Source organism: Staphylococcus sp. GDX8P114P-2 (assembly GCF_017892945.1).
Taxonomy (GTDB): Bacteria; Bacillota; Bacilli; order Staphylococcales; family Staphylococcaceae; genus Staphylococcus; species Staphylococcus arlettae.
The window spans coordinates 1-23,327 of the sequence record NZ_JAESMB010000006.1 but is presented as its reverse complement, the minus strand read 5'-3'; the positions used below and the strand labels follow the sequence as shown (position 1 = coordinate 23,327).

Here is a 23,327-nt window from a genome sequence, read left to right as displayed (position 1 = left end):
AGATAGAAGGTGGGGGTGTATTTCGCAACTGAAAATTGAGCCATTTCGCAATTTAATTTTGAGCCACTTATGAATGGCTATTTTCAAGCCACTTTTGCGTTTCTCTCATTCGGTAAGATGGGCCGATCATATTCACCACGTGCGATTTATGCGTCAAGCGATCCGTCAATGCGGCGGTCAAAATAGGATCATGGAATACCTCTTCCCATTTCGCAAAAGACAGGTTGCTCGTAATAATGGTTGAGGATCGACCAGCACGCAACGACAAATGTGTAAACAGTAATTCAGCCCCTTCTTTATCGAAGGAAATGTAGCCTAATTCATCAATGATAACGAGGTCATATTTCTCAAATCGCAATTCGAAAGAGCGTAAGGTCCTTTCGGACCGGCTTTCCTTCAACTGATTGATTAAGGACGAGACACTGGCGAAATAAACCTTGTAGCCCGCTAAACAAGCTTCTACCCCTAAGCCGATCGCCAGGTGGCTCTTGCCGGTTCCTGGAGAACCGGTCAGAATCACATTCTGTCCAGCTTTGATGAAATCGAGCGTCTGTAAGTTGGGCAGTTTTTGCTGCGCATCTGTCGGCAGCGCTCGAGTATCAATCTCCTCCAGCAGCTTTTTCTCCGGAAAGTTCGCACGGCGGATCCGTGTGGATTTAGACCGGATCCAGCGGTCATTCTTTTCCTTCGTTAACACGGTGTGTAACAGGTCAATCGCAGGTGTCGTTTCCTGGAATGCTACGTCTTCTTCGACCAACTCACGGATGCCAGGAAGACGTAATTCTTTGCACAGGTCGATGACGCTTTGCTTTTTATCCATGTTCAAGCACTCCTTCATCGACTTGATTGAACATCGCTGAAAAGGCCTTAATGTTTTGAAGCGCCTGTTCGACCGTCTCGTCTGGATGCAGCGGTACCGCAGGTACCAGATCTGTTTGTTCGCTCAGAAAGATTAGCTTTTCGGTCGTGATGTCGCCGAGACCTTTTGTCTCAATCTGTCGGACGGCAGCCATCACGTTATCCCACTGATTTTTCTCACGTACATAAAGGAGTAGCTCTAGAAAATCTTTCTCTTTTCCGATATAATGGTTTTCGAAGAGTTTTTTAATTTGATTTGGTGCTTGGCTCAAACATTCACTTTGAGCTAAAGCGCCTTTTTTCTTTGTGAAAGTTTTTATGTAATGATAGAGATCCATTTCCCATTGATGAACACCCCAATTTCTCCGATGTTCTGCGACGAATTCCCCTTCAATAAAGAGACGGACTGAATCCGCACTTACCTTTGCACGAATCCATGCGCCTACATGACCTTCAGGTACGGAATACCGATTTTGCTTAATCGTGACGGTGCTATATTTATCTACCCGACATTCCACGACTTCCGAAACATCGAATGGCAGAGGAAGCGCCTCTTGAGCAGCGGCAACTTTTTCCTGGTCTTTCAATTCTATATGAGCGAGTTTCTTTTCATGGTGAATCCGTTTATTGAGCGACAGAATGGTTTGGGCTAGACGTTTCTGGGCGTCTTCAAGAGAAGGGAATGCGATGTCATACGAAAATGCTTTTCTGCGAACAACCTCCACACTCCGTTCCACATGCCCCTTCTGGTTTCCTTTTCTTGGCTCGCAGAGCCGGATCCGGAATTCATAGTAATTGGAGAGGTTGATCATGCCATCCGTGATTTTCCGGTCTGTTCCGACAAACGATTTCACCACGGTTCGCATATTGTCGTAAGTGAAAACAGAGGGAACGAAACCTAAGTGGTCAATCAGTTTGGTATGTGCATCCTGTATGCAGATCATCGTCTCGGATTCATAAAGCAGCGCAAACCGGTAATTGCTGTAAGCCAAGGTGAAGACCGCCAGTGAATAGGACTTCTGTTTCCCGTCAATCACCAGTTTTACTTCTCCCCAATCAAATTCCACTTCCCAGGCCGCTGAATAGCGTTGGCGAATATAGACCTCTTTTGTTCGTCTCTCCTCGCTATTGACGAAATTCCGAACCGTTGTATAGCCGATATCGTACCCTTCTTCTTGCAGTTTTTCATACATATCAATCTTTTTCATTTGTTGCTTGCTCATGTTGTTTTTGCGTTTCCATTCATTGTCCTGAATGAACCCCTTGAGCCTTTCCACAATCTCTTCCGTCATTTTACGTTTCACTCCAGCCCTTTTCTTGTAGGAGGGAGGCGATAAAATATCTTCTGTAACCGGCAGGTTACGAACATCGGTCGCCTTACTCTTCTCAAAGGCTTCGATATATTTGGATACGGTGTTTCTAGAGACCTTCACTTCTGTGGAAATTTGTCTTTGGCTGACATCTTGAAGATGCAGCTGAATCACCTGTTGCTTCTTGTTCAACGTAATCACTCCTGTTTTCCCCCTAACGATTGTGCTAGGGTTATTTTCCTACAGAAGTGGCTCAGTTTTCAATTGCGTTGGTGGCTCAGTTTTAAGTTAACATATACAATGGTGAAGAAACCCCTTAAAGTTTCTTCCTCTTGCTTCTTTAGACATATCTATAGCTTTAAAATTTTCTGTGCGATTTAAATACTCTAAGAAACTAGTTACAGCGTTAAGTATGGAATTAACTGATGTTTCCTCTCTTTTAGCCTTCTTTGGTTGTATATCTATTACCTTTAAATGCCCTGCTGGATTTCTTAACCATCCTACAAAGTTTGCTAAATCCTCAAATTGTAAATCTCCTAATTCGATTCTACTTTGGCTCATAAATTCATAAAACAGCTTGAGATGATAACAATATGTTTTAATGGTATTTGGAGCTTTGCCCGTATTATCCAAGTACTTTATAAATCGCTTAACCGGTTCTATCACTTCAAATTCTTTATCTAGCAGTATGTATAACGGATATGATTTTTCCTCCACAATTACTTTCTGAACCTTCATCTTTCCACCACCTTTAAATACTTTAACTACTATTAATAATACCCTTATATATTTAATAGTTAAAGCACTGTAATTAAAAAATCCTAAACTTCGAGTACTTAGAGTACTCTAGTTTAGGATACTATGTTTAATACATCTTGGCTTGGGTGGTTATGTGCAAAAATAACTGATTTACAATTATTTATTATTGCAACTTGAAAACTATCTCTAGGGTGTATGATTGACATATCTAACGTGCCTATATGCACTGTATAAAGCGTTGTAACTTCATTTTTAGTATTTAAGCCAATCATAACAAAGTGTTCTCTTGTGAAACTTCCTATTTCTTTTTGTAATAGCTTAACAACGTCGCTTGGTTGTGATATTTGAAACCTTTCATCTTCCATAACTTGATAATCTTGAACTAAATCTAAAACTTTTAAAATGTACTGTTCCTTTTTCATATTTGTAAATCTCCCTTTTTATTTAGTTGTTGCATTGCGATTATTTACAACAATTTCAGTTGGTTTCCTCCTTTCGTTAAATACAGTATATCAAATTTATTACACTTTGACAAGGAAATACTTTCTAAAGTGTAATTTTTTTAAAAAAAGGGTTCACGGTTTCATCTAATTTAGATAAAGAAGCTTTAAAATTGGGCTAAAAATTAGTAAAAGCACGATGTTAATTGTGCGTTGCTATTTTTAGTCCAATTTTAAAAGTTGATGTTCTAAATTAGATGAAACCGTGAACCCCTTATAGACTATATATTGAAGCGGTATTTATAATAGTTGATTGAAGCGGATTATGTTATAATGTAATTACCTTTTTATTTAGTTTGTTGGTTTTCTCATAAGCTAAACAAACTTAAAGCCCTGCTTATGCAGGGCTATTTTTATGCTTATAAACATCTATTTTTCTAAACTTTCATTATTCAAAGCCTTTCTATAAAATAGTTCATTAAGGTCTTCAGTATTAACAGTTATTAATTTTTCACTTTTTAATTCATATTCTCTTATAAACGGGTTTTTAAGTATTGGTGCATAATAAAGTACAATCCTATATCGGCCATATTCAACCCCTAGAAGTGACATCATTTCTATAATTAATGTTTGGTCTAATTCTTTGAAAATAGACGTTGAACAGTGTCTTAGATCATCATATACATGTATAATATTTTTCATTTCATCAATTAATACATTGCAAATAGTTCTATCAGCACCAGGTAAACTACTCGAACAACTCATTAAATACAATAATTCGTTATTCCTAATCTTCTTTAACGATACGTTTTTTGAATTTTTATCTACATTCAATAACACGTCAAACCTCCTATTCACTGATTAAAAGATACGATTAAATAAGCTTGTAATGAAATCTATGATAGACTGTATAATCTGTAAAATACTATCCCAAATTTTTTGTACAAAGTTCCTATTTTCTTCAGTATTTAAGTCTTTAGCCTTGTCTTTAGCTTTATCTAATAAGTCGCCTGAATTTTTTTCAATACCTTTCAAAGCGTCTTTTGCATTTTTAGCAAATGCTTTAGGATCTGAAGTTAAAGCGTTAGAATTTGCAACATTAGTCATATTATCAGTTATCATTTGTTTTTGATTATCTGTTAATGTTCCCGACAATCCTCGTTCATCAAGCACTTTATTAACTATATCTTCAACTTGTTGTGGTGTTATCTGTTCATCTTGTTTTTTCTTAATATCTGCTAACTGTTGTTTAATATCTGCTATAGACGCGTTTAATGCTTCGTCTGAATATCCGTCTTTATTTTGATTTTCTTCAGATATTGAAGTTAAATCTTGCATTTCTTTATTTGAGTTTTGAATATCTTCAGAATTTAATTCATTGCCTTTTTCTTCATAAGCTTTATAAATACCTGCTAAAGCACCTTCTCCAGTAACTTTTTCAACTGAAGCTATATGAATTTCAGCGTCTTTAATGCCTGCTGTGATTGACGCATTTTGATATTGTTCACTTGTAACCTTTGTGATGTTATCAGGTGTGTCTATTTCTACATCTACACCGTTACCCCATTTTTTATGCTTAATAGTTGCACTTGAATATATATAACTTAAATTGCCACTATTAGGAATATATTTACTAACGTCATCAGTTGTTACGCTGTAAGTTTCATAGTCATCTTTTACGCCTAAATCATCTTCAGTCTGTTGTAAGTCTTGGCCTTCAAGATCAGCCCCTTTTATAAAAACGGGTTTATCCCAATCTTCCTTATTTTCTTCTGCTTTGGCCATACCTGGAACAGTTAATAATAGTGTTGCTACTGCTGTACTAACAATTAATTTTTTCATTTTAATTAACTCCTTCAGTGAATATATTTTTTAAATAAACTCCCTTGATATATTCTTTCATCATCAAAGATACTTTCTATATCTGATACAGTATGAATTTTGTCTAAATCAATTAATAGATCAATATATTCATTCAGTTCTACAGATATTTTAGTTTCTTTAATTATTCCTAGTATTGCTATAACATCTAGTTCATTCATCATATTTGGAAACTCTAATAATACTTTGAAAAACTTCAAAACTTGTGGTGGAAAACTGCTTTGCATACTCTCAATTTCAAATGAATAATACTTTTGTTGAGTAACATTCAATTCATTATCTTTTAATGTTGCATTATCAAATGAATATAGCTTATTTATCATATTTTTTACTTCTTGCTTTACTTCTGCATTTTTAACTTCTGATAATAATGAATGTAGTGTTATTTGAGAAAATTCTAACGTTTTATTAAATAAGCAATTAATTATATTTTCAATTTCTATAGTGTAACTTTTATGAAATTGAATACTGTTTATAAATTGAGAATAGTCAATCATTCCATCATTTTCTATAAATTCTTTTTGATACTTTAAATATTCCAAATCAAATATATCAGCCATCATAACCAGTCCTTAACTTTAATATATTCACTTAATAAGTATACGAACCATCTTTATAATTAATCTGAACGCCTTCTTGTTTATTCGCAATCCAAACATTGATATTTATTGTTTGGCCGTCATCATTAATTGAGTAGGCTCTAACGTGTGAACCTCTTGGCACAAGTTCATCATCTTTATAAACGGGCGTAACTTCATAAAACACTTTTGTTTCAGGATTATCATACATTGCATTTCTTATTTGCGTTTCAGGATAACCCATGCCCCCACCTTCAGGGTCTTTATTAGATCCAACATTTTGCGCCCTAGTACCTAATGTTAAATTATGTGTTTCCATATCTCCGCCCAATGACCAGGCAAGCGAATGAGATTTATTATATATATAACCCCTATACCCATCTAATTGTAATATTTGGTTGTTTGAGTTCTCGCCTTCCCACGTCTGCTTTTCAGGGTTATATGTACCATCTTTATATTCTCCTGCTACATGTACATCATAATCAAAAGACGGTCTTTCTTGTGCTTTTGAAGAATGACTTTGAACAGCTTTATTTGTAATTAACGCCGTAACTTTTCCCGATCTACCGTATTTATCCAAATCAGGATAATCAGCCCAAAAACGATCATTACCCTTTTCATTCAGTAAGTTCTGATCTTCCTGACTTAATTCTGTCTTGTTATCATTGATAAAAGCATAGTTTTCGCTATTAGTTTCAGCGCCTATTAAGTCTATATCTTCTTTACTATTTTTTATTTCAGGTGTATCTGATTTGCTAAAATCACTAATAGTTGATATTAAATCATCAACTTCATTTATTGCCTTTTCCGTATCACAACCACTTAATACAATAAGCGATAATAATAAGGCTATCAGTGGTTTAAATATCTTCATTGCCTTACTCCTTTACTCAAATTGTTCAGCAACCCAAAAATATTTAGTGTAGCTTTTATTCTCATAATAAAACAAAGGTTTAGGCACAAATTTAAAGTTTTTATTTTTGACGTGCATAGTAACATTTTGTCTTGTTACACCTAATCTTTCAGCTACTTCATTAACATCTATTAGTTGCTGTGGTTCAGAACTTTCACGAATTAAATCATCTAAATTATTATTTGGAAGCTTACCAGTATAAATAGTGTTGTTTTTCTCCATAATATACACACCTTCATTTACTGCTATATCTTGCCCGCCTTGTTGCGTATACAAAGTTTTTTCATCATTTAATAAGTTTGCTATGTCTTTTAAATTCATTGTTTTGTTTACCTCCGACCATTTTTTTGTTATTCTTAGTGTACCTTTTTTTGTGGGCGAATGTTTGATTACTTTCGTCCTATTGCGATACTTTCTAGTATCGCTTTTTTTATGCCTTCATAGTCGGAGTAAACAAACATCATATAATAATCACTTTTTTATAATCGCTTTTTTCTTTTATCATAGCTTTCGCTTCATCAATAGAATATCTTTCGTTGATATATCCTATAAACCTACCATTTTCAATAACTTGTACAACAGGATCAGCCCAAAAGTCATAAATTACATTTAATACATACACATTATTTCTAGTTTTAAATTCATCAATAATCATTGTGCTTCCTCCATTTCTTCATCAAGTTGCTTCAGTCTACACAAATTAAATTTGTCTTGAAGTTCTTCTATTGTCTTATCTCTTAAATTCTCCCTACTTTCTAAAGGATCCATTAATAATAACCATTCAATATACATTGCTTTATCATGGTTCATATTTAGCACCTCATTTATATTAAAGCCCCTTAGCGGGGCTTTTTTTAAAGTTTGTTTTGTATATACTTTGGAATTTTATTTGTCGCTGTTAGGCCAATTCCTTTTTTATAATCAATGATCTTATAGCCTGAATTAACTTTAAATATTTCATGTCTACCATTCGTTATTTTTATAAAGTTATGACCTTCTTTGAAAACTTGTTCTACATCAATATTTTTAAATTCTTCTTTAGTTACAAACATCTGTAACACTCCTTTTTTGTGGGTTGCTATATCTTTTATTTATAGCGTTTGATTTGTTTCGTCCTCCTTTCAATTATTATATTATCACTTAATTTACACTTTGACAAGTATTTATTTGCTAAAGCGTAAATATTTTTTAAAAAATTAAAGGCCTTAGATAGACCTTTAAGCTGTAGCTTGTATCAGACCATCATATCTAGCCTTAGAAATATAAAAATAAGTTTCAGCTAATACGCGTTCAAACAAATCATTTAGATCATGTTCATTATACAAAGGGGCGTTAATTTCAACTTTTTCATCTTCAAAGTCCTTAACAATTTTTACTTGATAACTATTTAAATTTAATGAGTTGTCTTGAAATACCAATTCAGTTTTTCCATTTTCTATATATACATTCAACCTTATCAACTGTGTAATAAGTTTCAATAATATTTTTAACTTGCTGATCGTGTTTTCTATTTATTTTTTCAACCCTTTTATCATTTAACTTAAATAGAATAACCATAACAGCAACTATAGATATAAAAATAACGAATGGCATTACAAACACCCCCCTTATAATTAATATATAAAATTAAAGATCATGTTTTTCTTTCAATAATTCCATTGCTTCAGAAACTATGTCTACTAAATTTGCGCCTGTTTTCGCTTTAACTTGATAAGCAATTGACCAGTCTTCATTATACATTTTAACCGATTTTGTAGGTCTTACTTCCTTCTTTTTCGCTATCATATCATCAAATACTTGTTCTTCTTTATATTCATCTTTTACTGCTTCATTATTAAAATCTGCCATATTATTCACTCTCCAACTTTTCTAATATTTCATTTTTTACATCAATGTACATCTGCATTGTCTTTTTATCATGGGCTTTATGTTCTGTTACGCCATGCTCTCCCCAGGTAACTACTCGATCACTTGAACGTATATAATTTTTAAATACATCTTCGCCAAACAATTCATTTATCTTATTGATAATACTTCTGTTAGTTGATCCACGTTGATTTACTAAGTACGGTAATAAACCTAAAAATTTTAAACTTGGTTTTTTATTCTGTTGAATATTACCTAAATAGCTGTAATACTTCTTCGCTGAAGTAAAACTATCTTCTTCAGTTTTTGATGTTATTAGAACGTAATCAGAAGCGCATACAGCGTTATTAGACAAAATACCTGTTGAAGGTCGTGTATCTATGATTATGTAGTCATAATCGTCTTTTATTGGCTTTAAAAGTGAATTTAATAAAAAGTATTCTGCTTTTTCATCAAATTTCTTTATTACGTATTTATCAAACTTTTCTAATGACCAATCGCCCTTTAATATATCCAGGTTGTCCGTTACTTTTTCAATACAATCTTCTAAGTTTAAATTTTTAATACCTTCCATGAATGAAGGTTCTTTTTTAAACTTTTTTTGATAAGTCCTTTGAACTTTTTCTGTTAAGTTACTTTGTGGGTCAGTGTCTACAGCTAAAACTTTATTACCTTCTTTAGCAAGTAAGTACGTAAGTATTTCTGTAAGTGTGGACTTTCCTACCCCACCTTTAAAACAGCCAATTGTTATTACTTTCGTCATATTATCTAACCTCTTTTCTATCCCTTATTACCTTTTTTTGTGGGATTATTTACAATAATAATAACAGATATTTTTCTACTTGTCTACTTTTCCACTTGACTACTTATGTCTTTTTCTACTTTTACATTATTCTACTTTACTACTTATGTCTTTTTGTCTAAGTGGTTAAGTAGAATAATAGGTATAAAGAAAAGCGCTATATAGCGCTTTTCATTCAATCTTTAACATTTTTTGTATTGCTTTCTAAAGTAAATCTTTCAAAGTCATCAATTAACCATTTACCATTTTTTCTAACAAAATGAATTTTTCCTGATGTTTTTTTATCAGTCGTATCTTCTTCGTCTATCACTTTTTCATCAAACGTAACAAATACATCATAGCTGTCTTTTTGTGGTCTGTATTCTTCTATAAATGTCTTAACATTACTTATTTTAACTGTTAAAAACGCATTATATTTATCCCTTGAATTATCAAATAATTCTTTTTGGTATTTGTCGTCTAATATTGAAGAAAGTTCCTTCTTTTTACCACTGAAGCTTTCCTTCTCCTTCATAGTAAATAGTTTATTAACAAATTTTTTAGCATTATCCCTGATCTGTTCTTCTTCTTTTGATACAACTTCTTTGTCTTGGCGCGCTATCAAATCACTTTGTGCTTTATTTGTATCTTCTAACTTTCCAATTTTGGTTTCATTCTCTTTATTTTGGCTGTTAGCTTTATTAAGTTCGTCATCATAATATCGAACTATAAAGACTAATATACCGATTATCACAATTGCCGTTATACCTATAATCAAGGTACTTTTCGGAATGTTCTTCATGCCTTAACCTCCCATTTTTAATAAATGAAGCTATAGCCTTCAGTCATTTTCACTTCTCTTTGAGTTATTTTATATGGTCCACCTTCAGCGTTCATTTCAGTTACAACAAATGTATTTTTGTCTTTAACATCTATAACGATACCAACGTGACCCGTAACATTAGAATGTCCGCCTGCGCCTTGTTCAGCTATCCAGGCCGCGCCTTTTTTAGGTGTTTTACCTACCTTATAACCTTCAGCTTCAGCTCGTTCATTCCATTTGTGGGCGTCATGCCAAAATGTTGATATAGGTTTGCCCATTTTTTGACGTATACCGTACGCATACCATGTACATTGGCCTGCGTCATATAAGTTATTTTTACCAGGGTTTGAGTTTGAGAATGAAGGTATTTTACCTTTATACTCTTTACCTACATCTCCTTTATCTTTTTTACAACTATCGTCACTTTTACTAGCTTTGCCGTCTATACCCTTCATAATTTTTTTAATTGTCGGCTTCCAGTTTGAATTTAAATCTGTAGGGTCGTTACTTGCGCCTATAGGTGCATATTTCGGTTGAATTTTATCAACTGTTTTTAATCCTTTACTAAAATATAGGTCATATAGGTTTTTAGCGGCGGCGTCTATACCTTCTTCAATACTATCAAACTTAAATAAGTCGCCTGATCCCATCATACCTGCAACATTATTATGAGTTTTAACTGCTTCTGATTTACCATAACCCGTTTCATGTGCCACTATAGCCATAAATATTTTAGGATCTATTTTATGCTTTTTAGCACTTTTAACCATATAATCAGCTTTACCTTCTAATCCTCCGCCTTTAGCATTTTCATTAAAAGATTTGATACCTTTATCACTTACAGAACCACCACTTACAGCGCAACCGTCACTACTGCCACCCGTTTGAGTTTCGTCTAATTCATCATCAAATGGCGCTAGCAACATCATAGACATTAAAGATACAGCAATGAATATTAAACCTAGTAAAGCTAATGCACCATATATATATAACTTTATTTTTTTCTTCTTTAATTCTAATGCTAGGTTAGTAAGCTTTTTTAAATTACCACCGTCATTTTTTTGATTAATTTTCTTCATCTGCGTCACTCATTTCATAAGAAGCAACATGATAAAATTCTGCGCCATCATAAATTATGTGATATTCATATCTATAATTCGTTGTACCTTCAGGGATAATTTGGTTTTCTATATCTTCATTAAAATATATTGTTGCCGTATATTGTATAGTATCTAATTCATCTAATAATTCAGGATCAGCTTCTATTTCATCTAAGATGTCCGTTTCTTCTTCATCGGTAAACAATTTAATAATAGTTACTTCTTCTATGTTTTCTTCTAGGTCTTCAGCTTCATTTTTTGATAACTTCCCTAGCATGGTCTTACCTATCTTACTGCCCCATAATTCAGGTTGTCCTATCCACTTATAACCTTCTACAACAAACACAAATACTATGAGTAAAGATAATACCGCTCTAAGCGGAGAAGGTGGCAATAACAGCACAATGCCAAACGCCAATACACAAATCGCAACAAACAATATACGCTTTTTGTAAGGCGTTAAATAGTTAAGTATATCTTGTATAATCTCTTTCATTATTTAACACCTCACTTTTTATTTCTCTTTATAGCGTCTATTCTATTTTCTGTTTCACGACTTGCTGATTTTTCTTGGGTGTCTTGTACTGGTTTTGGTTTTTTTCTGATGACTGGTTTATTTTGTGGTTTATTTGTCTGTATTTGTTCATTAACTCTTGAACTATCGTTGCCACCTTCATTTTTGTTTAATCTATCTTTAGAACTGCTATCGTTCCTAGATTGTTTAGTGTTTGAACCTTCTGTTTTTTTATCTGGTACTGCCTGCGGTTTTTTCTTAATTGTTCCGCCGTCTTTTCTATTAACTGATGGTTTACTTCCTGAACCTTCATCAACGGTATCATTTCCACTTCGTGATTTAGGTTTAGTATTGTAATTATTATTTGGATCTTGATTGCCTGGGCTATCATTGCGGTTTTGTTTTTGTTTAGGTTTTTTCTTGATTTTTTGATCTTCTTTTTTCTTAATATTGCTATTAGGTTTCTTACTCTGTTCTTGCTCGCTGGCTTTAGGTTTCTTGCTTATAGTGCCACCATCTTTTTTATTCACACCATTTGAAGTAGTGTTATGGTCGTTAGCTTTCTTCTTAGATATATGTTCAGTTGGTTTTTTCCTAACGTTCGTATCATTACCACCATATACTGGTTGATTGCCTTGACCGTTATTTTGTTTATTTTCTTCACGCTTTTTACGGGCGCGCGCTCGTTGTTCACTGATGTTTTGTTGTTTAATAGAACTCATTACTTTTTGATAATCATTTTTTATCAATTTACCTTGCATAAACAACATGCCTAAACAAATTAAACTTAATGATATGGCTGTTACAATGTAATTCCAATTTTTTTCTTCTGAAATTTGATAAGTTACATTAATTAATGTAAACATAAGCACCAGTAAGAATACATACACGATAGACATTAGTAAGTGGCCACCTGTACGCTTGGCTGTACCTTTTAAATAGCCAACAAATGACGGTATAATTGCAATGATTAAAACACCAACCATAACAACCGCGCCTACTACAAAGCCTAATTCATAAAATTGTTTAGCAACCGCGAACAATATCGCGCTTATACCAATAATAAATGATGGTATATAGACAAAAACAGCTACTACAATTCGGCTAGTTGTGTAATTGTTACTTACTGACATATTCTTTTTATTGTCTTTTATTATGTCATTTCTTTTATCAGACTTAGGTTTATGGTCTAATATCCCATTTATCAACTTTTTGCCATCTTCAACCTTATTATCTTCGCCAGCTTTACCTCCGCCAATTTCATTTACATTAGTTGTACCAAATTCCAATTGTAACCACGGCTTCACAATCAAAATTTCATGTAATGTATTTTTCATTGTGGCCAAACCTTCTTTATTTGATACATCATTTTCGGAAGCTTCAGCTTGATCTGATTGATTTTCTCCAGTCACACTTGTACTTGTATTCAATATAGTGTTACTCACATATTGGCTAAAATCTGAAGTACCTTGTATGATTGGCTTTGCGTTTGAAACATAGATACTGAAAAGGGCTGTAAATACAATGGCTAACATAACGCCTGTTGCCCCTTTTCTCAACTCTCCTTTACTAATCGTTGCAATCAACCATACAACTACACCAATAAAAGCCCATGTTATAAATTTACCTAATCCTGATGATCCGCCTATAGCTGAAATTACATCTGCTAACTCGCTAACTATAGAACCTAATATAGTAAATTCAAAAGCTTCACTTACCAGGAATATGAATACTGAAGCAAATATTTTATATGTTGACCATATACCATTTAAAATTTCGTACTTTGAATTTTCAGTGAAGTTATAAGCTTTTTCACTTAACCCGATAACGTCATACCAGGGTTTATCGTCTTTTTCTTCTAATACATAATCCATTGAATAGTTGTCTAAATTATGTTCTTTGTAACCGACAATATTTGATTTAACTTCAGGCAAATCATCATCTTGGTTACTTGGAAACATGCCTGAAATTGGATCTTTTTCTTTCGCAAAGGCTTCATTAACTCCTACTAAGCAAACACTTAATACCATTAGAACAGCAAGGAACCACAAAAAGCCTTTTGTTTTATCCTTCATTTATAGTTCCTCCCTACTCTAATTTTTTCAAGTCCTTCTTAGGAATACCTTTACTTTCAACTAACTTGCTATCTTCTGAAATCTTACTCATTAATTTTTCTGACAAACCATGTTTACGTTCATTAATCTGCATAATAGCTTTACCTTCTGTATTTCCATTAACTCTTTTATATTGTCCTTCTCCCATTACCAATAAATTCAGTTGTCTATATTTACCGTCTAATGCTGGTTCTCCAGGATCTAATAAAATATCTTTTACATTTGGTTTAAATACAATCGTAAATACTTTTTGCTTTTCTTTATATGGCGTTTCAAATATTGCATATTTTAACGGTTCATCTTTAGCATTTTCTAAATCTTCTTCATCTACAAATGTGTAAATCTGTTCATAGTATTCTTGCATTTCTTCTTTGTCATCTGATACATCATTTTCATCTTTTGAAATTCCGTACATATCTGTTAATTTTGAATACTGGCCATTAGCCATATATTTAGTAAACTTAATAGCTTCTTCAGTATAGTCATCTTTTTTGGGCTTTGAACTATCTTTACTACTACAAGCCGATAAAACAACGATTGCTATTAGTAATAAGTATGTTAATTTTTTCATTATACTTGCACCTCTTGTTTTGTGTCTTCTCGTTTTTCAAGTTGATTACTTGTATCAAACGCGTCTACTAAATGCTCTTGTAATACTCTTACATCAAGAATACCGACGCGATCATTCAAGTCTTTATAAACACATACGCCTGTTTCAAGTTCAGGCATAATCGCTTGTAAGTCTGTACTATCATCAAATCTAAAGAATTGCTGAAGTTTATTAATTTCATCTGTATTACTTTCTAAATATGCAAATAGCTGTCCGATTTGTGACTGCATGTCTTCAGGTATATCACTAAGCCTTTGTGTCATGATATGAATTGAAGCCCCTTTAGAACGACCTTCACGGAATAAACTTTGAAAGGCTGAACGACCTTGTGAGTTTTTGAAGTATTTCCAGGCTTCATCAAGTCCGATAACTGTTAGATCATTAGGGAACATGTTAATAAACTGTCTTTGATAAGCCGTTAAAGCGTATAAAATACTGTCACTTACAATATTCGCTTTTGAATAGTCTTTAGGGTCTATATCAGCGTCTGCAAGTTCTAAATTCTCTACTTGTAATACGTTTAATTGACTGTTAATATCTAAAACTTCTGTATCATCAATTCTTTCTCCAAATATAAGCGTACTTAATGAATGTGTAGTATATACATTAATTCTGTTTACAAGACGCTTACAAAGTTCTTTTTCATCTTCTGTTAATGTAATGTCTTTTTTCTCGCCTGTACTCATAGATGTTAGTTCTTCTGTAACCTGATTAATTTTAGGTTCATCTCTATTGGCTACATATTCCAAAGCCCTATTAATCATTGTTGCCTGATCTATTGTTGCTTCATTTCTAATAGAAATTGATAGTAAGTTATGAAGTATCTGTTCTGATACACCTACAGCGTCTGATACGTCTGTAAAGATATAGAACGGATCAAGTTTACCTGCGTCTTTAGGTTTAGCTGACAAAGTAATGAAGTTTAATTGTGTACCTAATTCATCTAATTTCTTATGCCATTCACACTTATTCATTCGTTCTTGTTTAGGGTCTACTATTAAAACTTTTGCGCCCCATATTGCATATTCATAGAATAAAAGGTTTGCCCCGAATGACTTCCCACCGCCTGTTTTACCTGTATGACAAATGGCCAATGATTGGTTTTTAGCTTGTCCTGTAGACGCGAAACCTGGCATGTGAAATACTGGCGTACCGTAATTTGTAGCAATTTGACCTACGTAAAAACCGTAAGGGTCGCCTAACTCGTGACGGTTTCCAAAAAATGAACTTGTCATCATGTTTATATCGCAATCTTTCACAAACTCTTTTACATATCTTCTACTGCCTGGCATACATTCAAGCAAACTTCTTAACTGTAAACCTCTTGTATTCTGAACAATATACTGATGATTTGACATTGTTTCTTTGAGTTCATCTAATTTACTATTTAATGCCTTTTGAGTTTCGGCTGCAACTACGAATATAGCTGACATTAAGAAGCTGGCTTCTCTATTTTTTTCAATATTTGCGATTAAGTCATCAGCTATGTCTATGCCGTCATAAACGTTTGAACTTGCACTATCTCCGTAATCTGCCAAATGTTCTACTTGGTCTTCTAAGTTAGCTTTTTTAGATCTAAGTTTCATTAATCTTCTATCTGAACTTTGATAAGTTAATTTTAATGAAACACCTACGCCAAACTGTAGGTTTCTAAGTATTTCAAGCCAACGTGTATCAGGGAAGTGCGTTTCAACTGGTACTTTTGCTAGTTGTAAAAATGAAATATAAGTATCTCTTTCTTTGCCTAACGCGTCATTTTGGTGTAATACAAGATGTTTTCTACTGCTAGGGTTTGAATATGATACTGTAGATAAATCTTCTACATGGCCACGATCTCTAATTTTAGCGATTAATCTATCGCCATTGTAAACGGGTGTTAAACGTTCAAACCAATTATCATTTAAAAACGGTTCTCTTACGTTTAAATTATTAGGCCATGTTATAAGCTTTGCCATTTCTACGGGTTCAATTTCTCTAAATGTAAACGGTAAGTTATTTAGCGTATTACTCAAATGATCCATTTTGTTATATGCTGTTTTAACTTTATTAGTTGTTAATAATACGTCTTTACCTGTAATCGCTTTAGTAATAAGGTTGATTAACTTTTCTTTCGTTTCTGTGTATATCTCGCCCCAAGTAACATCTTCATTAGTAAAGTTGACCATTGTACTTTTTCCTAATTCAAAGCCCATATAATAGCGAACTTTATTTTCTGATGAACCTAATTCATTTGAATTTTTTAAATGGTCAAAAATAGCGTCTTCATGTTGTTCTAATACTGGTATCAAACGCCCTCTACTGTATGAGATATGTTGGTTTTTAATTTCATCTAAGTCCTGACGTTCTGGAATAATTAAACAGTGAACTTCTTTTTTTACCTCTTTAAATACACGTTTCAACTGTCTAAATTTAATTAACAGTTCGTTTTCTGTATCAAAGTTACTGTGAAACCCTTCAAACTCAAACCATGCTTGCATACGGCCATCTTTAGTAAAGATGATGTTTTCTACAACTGCTTCTATATCAAAATCTAGTCTTTTAGCCATAGGTTATTTATCCTCCTTGTTTATGCGGAAATCTGAAAAAGTACGCGCTACAACTTTTTTTCTCAACTTATATGATTTCTTGTTATCTAATTCTTCACGTCCTACATAATCAGACGTTTCATTAAATTTTGTAGCCATATATACTTTTGCATATTTCACAACATTCATATTTTCGATACTTTTTTGACCTATGAAAAAACCAAATACAGCGGGAAAACCTATATGAATGAAAAAGACAATTGCATATCTACCGTATTTCGGTAAAAAGTCTAATAATCCATTTGTTATAGGTAAGAAAAATAAACCAGGTAAAATAATCGTGAAAATAACGATTATTTGACTAACTGTCAAAGAAAAAGGCAGTGAAAAGCCTTGCTCTCCACCGCCTAAACCACGTATTAAGTTTGGTATTTCATCTAATTGTGATGAACAGTAACCAATGATTTTTTTCATGTTACTCATGCTATGCACTCCTTATTAGAAGCCAAAGAATTGCGCTATACTTTCGCCTAAGTTTTGTAAATTTTGCGGATCTCTAACAACTAACGCGCCGATAACACCTAAGATAATCAATGCACCTAGTGCCATTCTGAATTTCTTAGATAATGCTAAAACTACAATGATAATTGCAGCGACTGCCCAATAAATAATATTTAAAACTAATGTGAAGTTTCTTTCTCCTTCACGCGCGTTATTTACTAAATCTCCACCTGCTTGTCCTAATGTGAAAGAACTAAAGTCTATTGAAGCAATTGACGTCATTAAATCTAACATTTTAAACACTCCTATTATTTTTTAGTATATTGAGGTTCACTTACTTTAATTACATTATACTTATTGTCATCAAGCTTTTTAAGCTTAATTTCAAATTTGTTTCGACTTGTTAAGCCACTATCTTTTTCTTCCATTTGAACCGTTGTAATTGCTTTAAGTTCATCTTGTTTGTTTTCTTGATACACTTTCACTTCTTCAACGTTTTTAATTTCAACATTGTTATTCAATAATTGTGTATCAGATTTATTATAGAAATATGTTTGCGCTGTATCTCTATCATCTGAAGCGTAAACTTTCATAAAGCTTGTAATGTAATCTTTAACATCAGGATAATTTGTTGTAACATCTCTACCATTATCAGTATCTAGCGTCATTTGAACATCTGCATTTGATTTTTGTTCATATGGTAAAGGTAAAGTGACTAACTTATAACCTTTATCGTCGCCATATACTTTAATGTATCTGTTGAATTTAACATCTTCGTGTTTATCTTCTTGTACTGTTTTTGTTTCTTCTTTATCCTTCTTGCCTTTTTTGCCTTTAACTTTCTTCTTAACAGTTTTTTCTTCAACTGTCTTTTTATCTAGCGTAACTGTAAAATATATTTTCGCTTGGTTTTTATCTGCACTTTCAACATCATTGATTTTAACGTCCTTAACTGAAATACTGCCATCTATATTTTCAGGCTTAAAGCTATTATCATCTAATGTTGAACTGTCTACATAATCGCTTAAATTATCTAACCATTTATCGCGGTCTTGCCCTTTATCATAACTGTAATATTTTTGTATGAAATCTTTCGCGTATTCCTGGGCGCCTACTTGTGTAGCTGGATTGCCTTTGTTAGTAGTATCAATTTGTGAGGCTAATTTCTGATATTGTTCTTGTGCGTCACTTGCTTTTCTATTAGCATTACCTGCATTTATCCAACTAACAACTACTAAAAACAAAGCTATGATTATGACCGTTTTAACAACGTTATAACCTTTAGGACGTTTCAATTTAGCTTTACTTAAAATTTTGTCGTCCTTACCTCTGTTTTTTAACGCCTTTTTTAACTTATTACGCTTAAACAAACGATCTGCTGACTTCTTCTTTTTTCTAAAATCTTCTGTCGTTTCTTCATTTTGTGCGGGCTTTGATTTTTGTTTTTTAACCTTTTTATCGGACTGTTTGCCCCACTTTCTCATAAGCTAACTCCTTTCTAAATGATGTTAAAGTGTTCTAAATTCATCAAAGTCTACACCTGGTTTGAAATAATTATATATTGCACCGTAAGGGTTAGTCATTATGTCATCAAGCTTGGCTATCATTACATCAAAACTATTTTGACCTTTAAAAGCGTCTTCAAAATCTACCGTTTTGAAATCACGTTTCAATTTACGATAATTTTCATCTTCATTACTCACAAATAACAAACGCCATTCATCTACAAATTCTTCAAAACCTGCATGAATATGAAATCTTTTCATAGTGTTATTTGACTGATTAAAAAAGTCTTTATATCTCACTAACTTATCATAAGTAAACTTTCTAGCTTTTTTAGATCTTTCAACTTCTAACATAATGCCTATAACGTAACCATCTTGTCTTTCTAATAAAATTGCACCATCAGGACGAATAACATCTTCACGGCCGTCATTATATTGAAAAGTAGTTCTTTGCTCGTTTGCATATTCTAGTAAGTCAACGGCGGGTATTTTATGTCTTTCATATGATAATACAACATCATTAACGGCTAACTGGTGCATATACCACATTGGAAGCTTTTTCTCATATACTGATTTGAAATGCGTATAACCTTGCATACTTTCTAAAAACATACTACCTGTTTTAGTTAAACAATATATTGAGTTTGGGCGCTTAGCTTGTAATGTTGCTTGTGCTTTAAATTTAGTAATATAGCCGTCTTCTTCTAATTTGGTTAATCTATTCCAAACCGATTTTTCTGATTTCATTGAACCATCATCATTTAAATATATTGCGGTGCGTATTTGCTCGATAGTCAAATATATATGAGCTTCTAAGAAGCTAAATAATTTGAAGTCTTTTTCATTTAATGTTGTATATGACATGCCTTTCTCCTCCAATTTTTTGAGGAGAGAACGTTCCATTTTGTTAATTTTAATCAGTCCCCCTTATCTGTGAAGCCACTTAAAAAGGAACCTACATTTTTTGATTGCTCTGTTTCCTGTGAAACTTGATTGTCTTCATTCGGTTTAGTTCGTTCCTCTTGATTGACTTCGTCTTTTGATGTTTTCAAGACGACTTTAGATTTATTTAATTTAAGTTTTTTTGTTTTAGGTTTAATTTCTTGTTTTTGTTCTTTTGGCTTACGTTTAATCTCTTCTGGAACAATCGGTTTACGTTTAATAACATCAGCTTTAAATTCTTCTTGTTGCTTACCTTGATAAGTGTATTCTTCATCTTCAAAAAATGCTCTTACCATTTTAGGTATCTCTTTATAATACATACCGTTGTTAGCGCTTAACTCTACAGCCTTTTTCATAGTCCATTCGTCTGCAATTTTAGGTTCATACTGATCTTTATAATCAGCAACTTTCCCATCTTCCATAACACGGTCAATAGGTTTCACTTTAACTTGTGTTTTAACATTAACTGTTTCGCCTTCAATAACATCTTGTGTTCTCAATGCACAAACATTGTCGGGCAACTGTTTAAAATAACTTTCAGTGTAATGTTGTTCTTTTTTGTCGCTACTTTTGAAGATTTTAGTTGCTAATGCTGAACCACTTTCCCCCTGTCTACAAACAAAGAAATTAGATTGATTATTAACTAATGCTGATCTTAATTCTGAATTTAAATCATCTAAATTTTGTGTAGCAATTCCTAATGAATGGCCGAATTTTCTTTGTTCACTGATGATTTTAGGGAAGATAGAAGCTTGTACTTTATGCGCTTCATCAACAACCGTTAAATGAAGTAAAGAAGTGTCGGCGGGTCTTTGATCTGCAACACGATAATACATATAAGCAATGTATGAACAAAATATTTTAATTTCCTGTTCACTCATTCCTACTAGGTCATAAAATACTATATGCCCTTCGTCCATCCACTTGCGTATTGGTAGGTTAAACTCTTTCTGACAAAACAGATTTCTTAATGTACTGTTCGATTTAAATACATCTAACCTATTCAAAACAGCTTGACCTGACGGACTTTCAATTAAATCAGAAGCTTCATTATCAAAGAAATTAACCACTTCATACATTTCTGTATATGGTCTAATACGGTCAATGATACGTTTTCTAAAAATATCATCATTTTTGTATAACATTCTTATAACGGACATAATCGTATGAGTTTCTTTTGGATCATGAATTAACGCTTTAATTGTGTATCGCAATAGTCTTTCAGCTTGGGTTGCTGTATCAAAGTTTTCGCTGATAATTCTGAAAACATTATCTATCATTTCTTCAGAATTTTCGCCATCTAATTTAGCCAACAAATTACATGCTAACGGGTATTCACTATCTTTAACTTTGATGAAATGTACTTTATCCCAATCTACCTCGTTACCTTCAAAAGTTTCAAAAACACGCAATCTATTAAGTAATAACTTTATTGCGCTTCCTGAAGGGTCTACTAATGAAAACCCTGGCGTCGCTTCTGAACTTTCAACAAAGCTTTTATTGAAGTTATTCAAAATACAATTTAAAAGGTTCGTCTTACCTGAACCCGTTGCGCCTGTAACACAAAATTGTTTTCTTAGTATTTCAGGTAAAATAAATACTTCCCTATCTTTAATTATAGGGTGGTCTAAAGTTCCCAATTTAAGACCCGTTGCTAAAGTGTCTTCACTTAAAGGCGTATTACCTAATTCAATATATGGTGTAAATGGCTTAATTTTATCAATCAAACTATTATCTCGATTAATAACTGGCATATGCACAAAATTAGCTAATTCTCTTGAAGTTAAAACACTTTTACCACGTTTCCATAAATTGTACCAATCCACTACCTTAAACATTGAAGGCCTATATACAAGTTCATTTACAGACTTACATTCATTAAGAATTGTATACATATCTTTTAATAAATGCTGACCGTCATGTGAGTTAGTCGCCATACTTATTGTTGTATCAAAAGCAACATCACTATACGTAAAACGTTTGTTGGTTTCTTTCCAAATCTCCTTTTCGTAATTATCCCGATCCTTAAATTTTTGCTCTCTAATATCTTCATCAGTCTTTTTTATAGCTTTTCTTAACTTAAAACCGTAATTCCTTCTAAATCTAAATTGTAACCATGTACCAGGTTCCATAATGCTAACTATCTTAGTTAAATTATCATGTTGAAAGTTTTCTATAGGATAACCCTGTTTTAAAGAATTATGTTTTAACTTAGCATAACCAAAATATGATCTTTTAGTAGGAAAATCTAAATGGCTTTCATCTGCTTCATGAAATTCTATGTTTGGATAAACATTACTAAAATGTTTTCTAACTGAAACCATTAACTCTTTATCCCCTGCTAAATAAAAACCTAATTTACTATCCTTACTTTTTCCTCGTTTATTTTCTCTATAGATTAAAAAAGTAAACCACGGATCTCCATAAAAAAATCTTTCAAAAATATTTCTTCTAGTTGAATGAATATTTTTTAATAATTTAAAAATTTTATCAGATTTAGGAAAATCTCCTTCATAAGTTAATATTCTATAATATTTCATATTTTTTTGTATTTTAATTATTTTCATAATAAATCGTAATATTATAGAAAATATTATAAATACAATTGCAAGAATTGCACCAGCGATCAGTGACGCCCGCGCTGTGAAATATATGAGTAGTGAGAGGATAAGAATATAGGATATAAATAAGGAGAGTTGTCTAAGAAGTTTAGACGTCATATGTGGATACCTCCCGTTTGTATTTGGTTGTCAAGGTACAGTGGATATGTCGCCCCCGCATTTAACAAATAAAAAACAAAGTCTTCTCCAGTTACGATTAATTAAGATTGATGATATTATTCTGTGAATAATGTAATCTTATTTAATCTAACAGGAGATAGTCACGAAAAATACAGTGGTTTTATATCCTTAATTACATTTTACCTTAAAAAGACTGTAAAAACAACATTTAATTTTTATATTATGGTATAGGTTATGTAATTCATTATGGTGTGGGTTAAGTTATGAATTAAATTAAGTCATAATCTAATAATCTTAACTCTAACACATAATATAATCTATTATATATTCACACCATAATTAAATGAAATATACACCCATAATATATAATTGTTATTGGGGAGAGATCTCCATTTTGTTAAAAGTATTTTAGGTAATTTTTATTTTTTTTGGCGCCTGCTAATTTTAATTAGTAGGCGTTTTTCTATTATTCTACATAACTACTTAACTACTCACTTATATATATTATTTAGTAGAATATACTACTTATGTCTTTTTCTATTATTCTACATAACTACTTAACTACT

The 23,327-nt window shown here is 32.6% G+C and carries 26 protein-coding genes and 1 pseudogene; all 27 read right to left on the bottom strand.

Annotated elements, in window-relative coordinates:
• Nucleotides 1-67 precede the first annotated feature (67 nt).
• Entirely contained in the window at nucleotides 68-820 is a 753-nt protein-coding gene (gene istB, locus KA845_RS02320) for an IS21-like element ISSau9 family helper ATPase IstB (protein WP_000358824.1), read from the bottom strand.
• The gene (gene istA / locus KA845_RS02315) at nucleotides 813-2,360 is read right to left on the bottom strand and encodes an IS21-like element ISSau9 family transposase (RefSeq protein WP_032495648.1); all 1,548 of its coding nucleotides are present in this window, start codon (nucleotides 2,358-2,360) and stop codon (nucleotides 813-815) included. Before istA ends, istB begins: the two co-directional genes overlap by 8 nt.
• Nucleotides 2,361-2,468: 108 nt before the next feature.
• Nucleotides 2,469-2,906: pseudogene (locus tag KA845_RS02310) on the bottom strand (site-specific integrase); the annotation flags it as partial.
• A gap of 113 nt (nucleotides 2,907-3,019) precedes the next feature.
• Nucleotides 3,020-3,349 carry a JAB domain-containing protein gene (locus tag KA845_RS02305; RefSeq protein WP_015585938.1) on the bottom strand — a complete coding sequence of 110 codons (330 nt, stop codon included), beginning with the start codon at nucleotides 3,347-3,349 and terminating at the stop codon, nucleotides 3,020-3,022.
• 447 nt (nucleotides 3,350-3,796) lie between these two features.
• On the bottom strand, nucleotides 3,797-4,201 hold the full coding sequence (locus KA845_RS02300; RefSeq protein ID WP_142299637.1) for a hypothetical protein: 405 nt from the start codon (nucleotides 4,199-4,201) through the stop codon (nucleotides 3,797-3,799).
• A 27-nt stretch (nucleotides 4,202-4,228) separates the two neighbouring features.
• A complete protein-coding gene (locus tag KA845_RS02295; protein WP_032495575.1) occupies nucleotides 4,229-5,209 on the bottom strand; it encodes a DUF1002 domain-containing protein in 981 nt (326 codons plus the stop codon).
• A 14-nt stretch (nucleotides 5,210-5,223) separates the two neighbouring features.
• Nucleotides 5,224-5,808 (bottom strand): hypothetical protein, encoded by a 585-nt coding sequence (locus KA845_RS02290; RefSeq protein ID WP_032495646.1) that lies wholly within the window; start codon nucleotides 5,806-5,808, stop codon nucleotides 5,224-5,226.
• A gap of 31 nt (nucleotides 5,809-5,839) precedes the next feature.
• The gene (locus KA845_RS02285; RefSeq protein ID WP_015585964.1) at nucleotides 5,840-6,700 is read right to left on the bottom strand and encodes a DNA/RNA non-specific endonuclease; all 861 of its coding nucleotides are present in this window, start codon (nucleotides 6,698-6,700) and stop codon (nucleotides 5,840-5,842) included.
• A gap of 12 nt (nucleotides 6,701-6,712) precedes the next feature.
• Entirely contained in the window at nucleotides 6,713-7,060 is a 348-nt protein-coding gene (locus KA845_RS02280) for a hypothetical protein (RefSeq protein WP_015585963.1), read from the bottom strand.
• A gap of 139 nt (nucleotides 7,061-7,199) precedes the next feature.
• Entirely contained in the window at nucleotides 7,200-7,394 is a 195-nt protein-coding gene (locus KA845_RS02275) for a hypothetical protein (RefSeq protein ID WP_015585962.1), read from the bottom strand.
• Nucleotides 7,391-7,549, bottom strand: a complete 159-nt coding sequence (locus KA845_RS02270) for a hypothetical protein (protein WP_015585961.1) — start codon at nucleotides 7,547-7,549, stop codon at nucleotides 7,391-7,393. Before KA845_RS02270 ends, KA845_RS02275 begins: the two co-directional genes overlap by 4 nt.
• Before the next feature lie 44 nt (nucleotides 7,550-7,593).
• The gene (locus tag KA845_RS02265; RefSeq protein WP_015585960.1) at nucleotides 7,594-7,791 is read right to left on the bottom strand and encodes a hypothetical protein; all 198 of its coding nucleotides are present in this window, start codon (nucleotides 7,789-7,791) and stop codon (nucleotides 7,594-7,596) included.
• Nucleotides 7,792-7,956: 165 nt separating this feature from the next.
• A complete protein-coding gene (locus KA845_RS02260) occupies nucleotides 7,957-8,157 on the bottom strand; it encodes a hypothetical protein (RefSeq protein WP_210127774.1) in 201 nt (66 codons plus the stop codon).
• 1 nt (nucleotide 8,158) lies between these two features.
• Nucleotides 8,159-8,332 (bottom strand): hypothetical protein, encoded by a 174-nt coding sequence (locus KA845_RS02255; RefSeq protein WP_210127773.1) that lies wholly within the window; start codon nucleotides 8,330-8,332, stop codon nucleotides 8,159-8,161.
• Between the two features lie 33 nt (nucleotides 8,333-8,365).
• Entirely contained in the window at nucleotides 8,366-8,587 is a 222-nt protein-coding gene (locus KA845_RS02250; protein WP_015585958.1) for a hypothetical protein, read from the bottom strand.
• A gap of 1 nt (nucleotide 8,588) precedes the next feature.
• Nucleotides 8,589-9,368, bottom strand: coding sequence for a ParA family protein (locus KA845_RS02245; RefSeq protein ID WP_015585957.1), 780 nt, complete (start codon nucleotides 9,366-9,368; stop codon nucleotides 8,589-8,591).
• Between the two features lie 214 nt (nucleotides 9,369-9,582).
• Nucleotides 9,583-10,188: a hypothetical protein gene (locus KA845_RS02240; RefSeq protein ID WP_015585956.1), complete on the bottom strand. Its 606-nt coding sequence runs from the start codon at nucleotides 10,186-10,188 to the stop codon at nucleotides 9,583-9,585.
• A gap of 17 nt (nucleotides 10,189-10,205) precedes the next feature.
• Nucleotides 10,206-11,288, bottom strand: a complete 1,083-nt coding sequence (locus KA845_RS02235) for a CHAP domain-containing protein (RefSeq protein ID WP_015585955.1) — start codon at nucleotides 11,286-11,288, stop codon at nucleotides 10,206-10,208.
• The gene (locus KA845_RS02230; RefSeq protein WP_015585954.1) at nucleotides 11,275-11,805 is read right to left on the bottom strand and encodes a hypothetical protein; all 531 of its coding nucleotides are present in this window, start codon (nucleotides 11,803-11,805) and stop codon (nucleotides 11,275-11,277) included. Before KA845_RS02230 ends, KA845_RS02235 begins: the two co-directional genes overlap by 14 nt.
• Nucleotides 11,806-11,816: 11 nt before the next feature.
• On the bottom strand, nucleotides 11,817-13,898 hold the full coding sequence (locus KA845_RS02225) for a CD3337/EF1877 family mobilome membrane protein (RefSeq protein WP_015585953.1): 2,082 nt from the start codon (nucleotides 13,896-13,898) through the stop codon (nucleotides 11,817-11,819).
• 13 nt (nucleotides 13,899-13,911) lie between these two features.
• Nucleotides 13,912-14,508 carry a hypothetical protein gene (locus tag KA845_RS02220; protein WP_001632652.1) on the bottom strand — a complete coding sequence of 199 codons (597 nt, stop codon included), beginning with the start codon at nucleotides 14,506-14,508 and terminating at the stop codon, nucleotides 13,912-13,914.
• Entirely contained in the window at nucleotides 14,508-17,093 is a 2,586-nt protein-coding gene (locus KA845_RS02215; protein ID WP_015585952.1) for an ATP-binding protein, read from the bottom strand. Before KA845_RS02215 ends, KA845_RS02220 begins: the two co-directional genes overlap by 1 nt.
• Nucleotides 17,094-17,096: 3 nt before the next feature.
• Nucleotides 17,097-17,555 (bottom strand): hypothetical protein, encoded by a 459-nt coding sequence (locus KA845_RS02210; RefSeq protein WP_015585951.1) that lies wholly within the window; start codon nucleotides 17,553-17,555, stop codon nucleotides 17,097-17,099.
• Nucleotides 17,556-17,570: 15 nt separating this feature from the next.
• Nucleotides 17,571-17,867 (bottom strand): hypothetical protein, encoded by a 297-nt coding sequence (locus tag KA845_RS02205; protein ID WP_015585950.1) that lies wholly within the window; start codon nucleotides 17,865-17,867, stop codon nucleotides 17,571-17,573.
• A 14-nt stretch (nucleotides 17,868-17,881) separates the two neighbouring features.
• Entirely contained in the window at nucleotides 17,882-19,057 is a 1,176-nt protein-coding gene (locus tag KA845_RS02200) for a conjugal transfer protein (RefSeq protein WP_015585949.1), read from the bottom strand.
• Nucleotides 19,058-19,081: 24 nt separating this feature from the next.
• Entirely contained in the window at nucleotides 19,082-19,942 is an 861-nt protein-coding gene (locus KA845_RS02195; RefSeq protein ID WP_015585947.1) for a replication-relaxation family protein, read from the bottom strand.
• A 53-nt stretch (nucleotides 19,943-19,995) separates the two neighbouring features.
• Entirely contained in the window at nucleotides 19,996-22,560 is a 2,565-nt protein-coding gene (locus tag KA845_RS02190) for an ATP-binding protein (RefSeq protein WP_210127772.1), read from the bottom strand.
• Between the last annotated feature and the right edge of the window lie 767 nt (nucleotides 22,561-23,327).

Excerpts from the sequence above, each read along its gene's own strand:
- istB (WP_000358824.1), bottom strand. The coding sequence starts at position 820 with ATGGATAAAAAGCAAAGCGTCATCGACCTGTGCAAAGAATTACGTCTT.
- KA845_RS02305 (WP_015585938.1), bottom strand. The coding sequence starts at position 3,349 with ATGAAAAAGGAACAGTACATTTTAAAAGTTTTAGATTTAGTTCAAGAT.
- KA845_RS02295 (WP_032495575.1), bottom strand. The coding sequence starts at position 5,209 with ATGAAAAAATTAATTGTTAGTACAGCAGTAGCAACACTATTATTAACT.
- KA845_RS02290 (WP_032495646.1), bottom strand. The coding sequence starts at position 5,808 with ATGGCTGATATATTTGATTTGGAATATTTAAAGTATCAAAAAGAATTT.
- KA845_RS02285 (WP_015585964.1), bottom strand. The coding sequence starts at position 6,700 with ATGAAGATATTTAAACCACTGATAGCCTTATTATTATCGCTTATTGTA.
- KA845_RS02280 (WP_015585963.1), bottom strand. The coding sequence starts at position 7,060 with ATGAATTTAAAAGACATAGCAAACTTATTAAATGATGAAAAAACTTTG.
- KA845_RS02275 (WP_015585962.1), bottom strand. The coding sequence starts at position 7,394 with ATGATTATTGATGAATTTAAAACTAGAAATAATGTGTATGTATTAAAT.
- KA845_RS02270 (WP_015585961.1), bottom strand. The coding sequence starts at position 7,549 with ATGAACCATGATAAAGCAATGTATATTGAATGGTTATTATTAATGGAT.
- KA845_RS02265 (WP_015585960.1), bottom strand. The coding sequence starts at position 7,791 with ATGTTTGTAACTAAAGAAGAATTTAAAAATATTGATGTAGAACAAGTT.
- KA845_RS02255 (WP_210127773.1), bottom strand. The coding sequence starts at position 8,332 with ATGCCATTCGTTATTTTTATATCTATAGTTGCTGTTATGGTTATTCTA.
- KA845_RS02250 (WP_015585958.1), bottom strand. The coding sequence starts at position 8,587 with ATGGCAGATTTTAATAATGAAGCAGTAAAAGATGAATATAAAGAAGAA.
- KA845_RS02245 (WP_015585957.1), bottom strand. The coding sequence starts at position 9,368 with ATGACGAAAGTAATAACAATTGGCTGTTTTAAAGGTGGGGTAGGAAAG.
- KA845_RS02240 (WP_015585956.1), bottom strand. The coding sequence starts at position 10,188 with ATGAAGAACATTCCGAAAAGTACCTTGATTATAGGTATAACGGCAATT.
- KA845_RS02235 (WP_015585955.1), bottom strand. The coding sequence starts at position 11,288 with ATGAAGAAAATTAATCAAAAAAATGACGGTGGTAATTTAAAAAAGCTT.
- KA845_RS02230 (WP_015585954.1), bottom strand. The coding sequence starts at position 11,805 with ATGAAAGAGATTATACAAGATATACTTAACTATTTAACGCCTTACAAA.
- KA845_RS02225 (WP_015585953.1), bottom strand. The coding sequence starts at position 13,898 with ATGAAGGATAAAACAAAAGGCTTTTTGTGGTTCCTTGCTGTTCTAATG.
- KA845_RS02220 (WP_001632652.1), bottom strand. The coding sequence starts at position 14,508 with ATGAAAAAATTAACATACTTATTACTAATAGCAATCGTTGTTTTATCG.
- KA845_RS02215 (WP_015585952.1), bottom strand. The coding sequence starts at position 17,093 with ATGGCTAAAAGACTAGATTTTGATATAGAAGCAGTTGTAGAAAACATC.
- KA845_RS02210 (WP_015585951.1), bottom strand. The coding sequence starts at position 17,555 with ATGAGTAACATGAAAAAAATCATTGGTTACTGTTCATCACAATTAGAT.
- KA845_RS02205 (WP_015585950.1), bottom strand. The coding sequence starts at position 17,867 with ATGTTAGATTTAATGACGTCAATTGCTTCAATAGACTTTAGTTCTTTC.
- KA845_RS02200 (WP_015585949.1), bottom strand. The coding sequence starts at position 19,057 with ATGAGAAAGTGGGGCAAACAGTCCGATAAAAAGGTTAAAAAACAAAAA.
- KA845_RS02195 (WP_015585947.1), bottom strand. The coding sequence starts at position 19,942 with ATGTCATATACAACATTAAATGAAAAAGACTTCAAATTATTTAGCTTC.
- KA845_RS02190 (WP_210127772.1), bottom strand. The coding sequence starts at position 22,560 with ATGAAATATTATAGAATATTAACTTATGAAGGAGATTTTCCTAAATCT.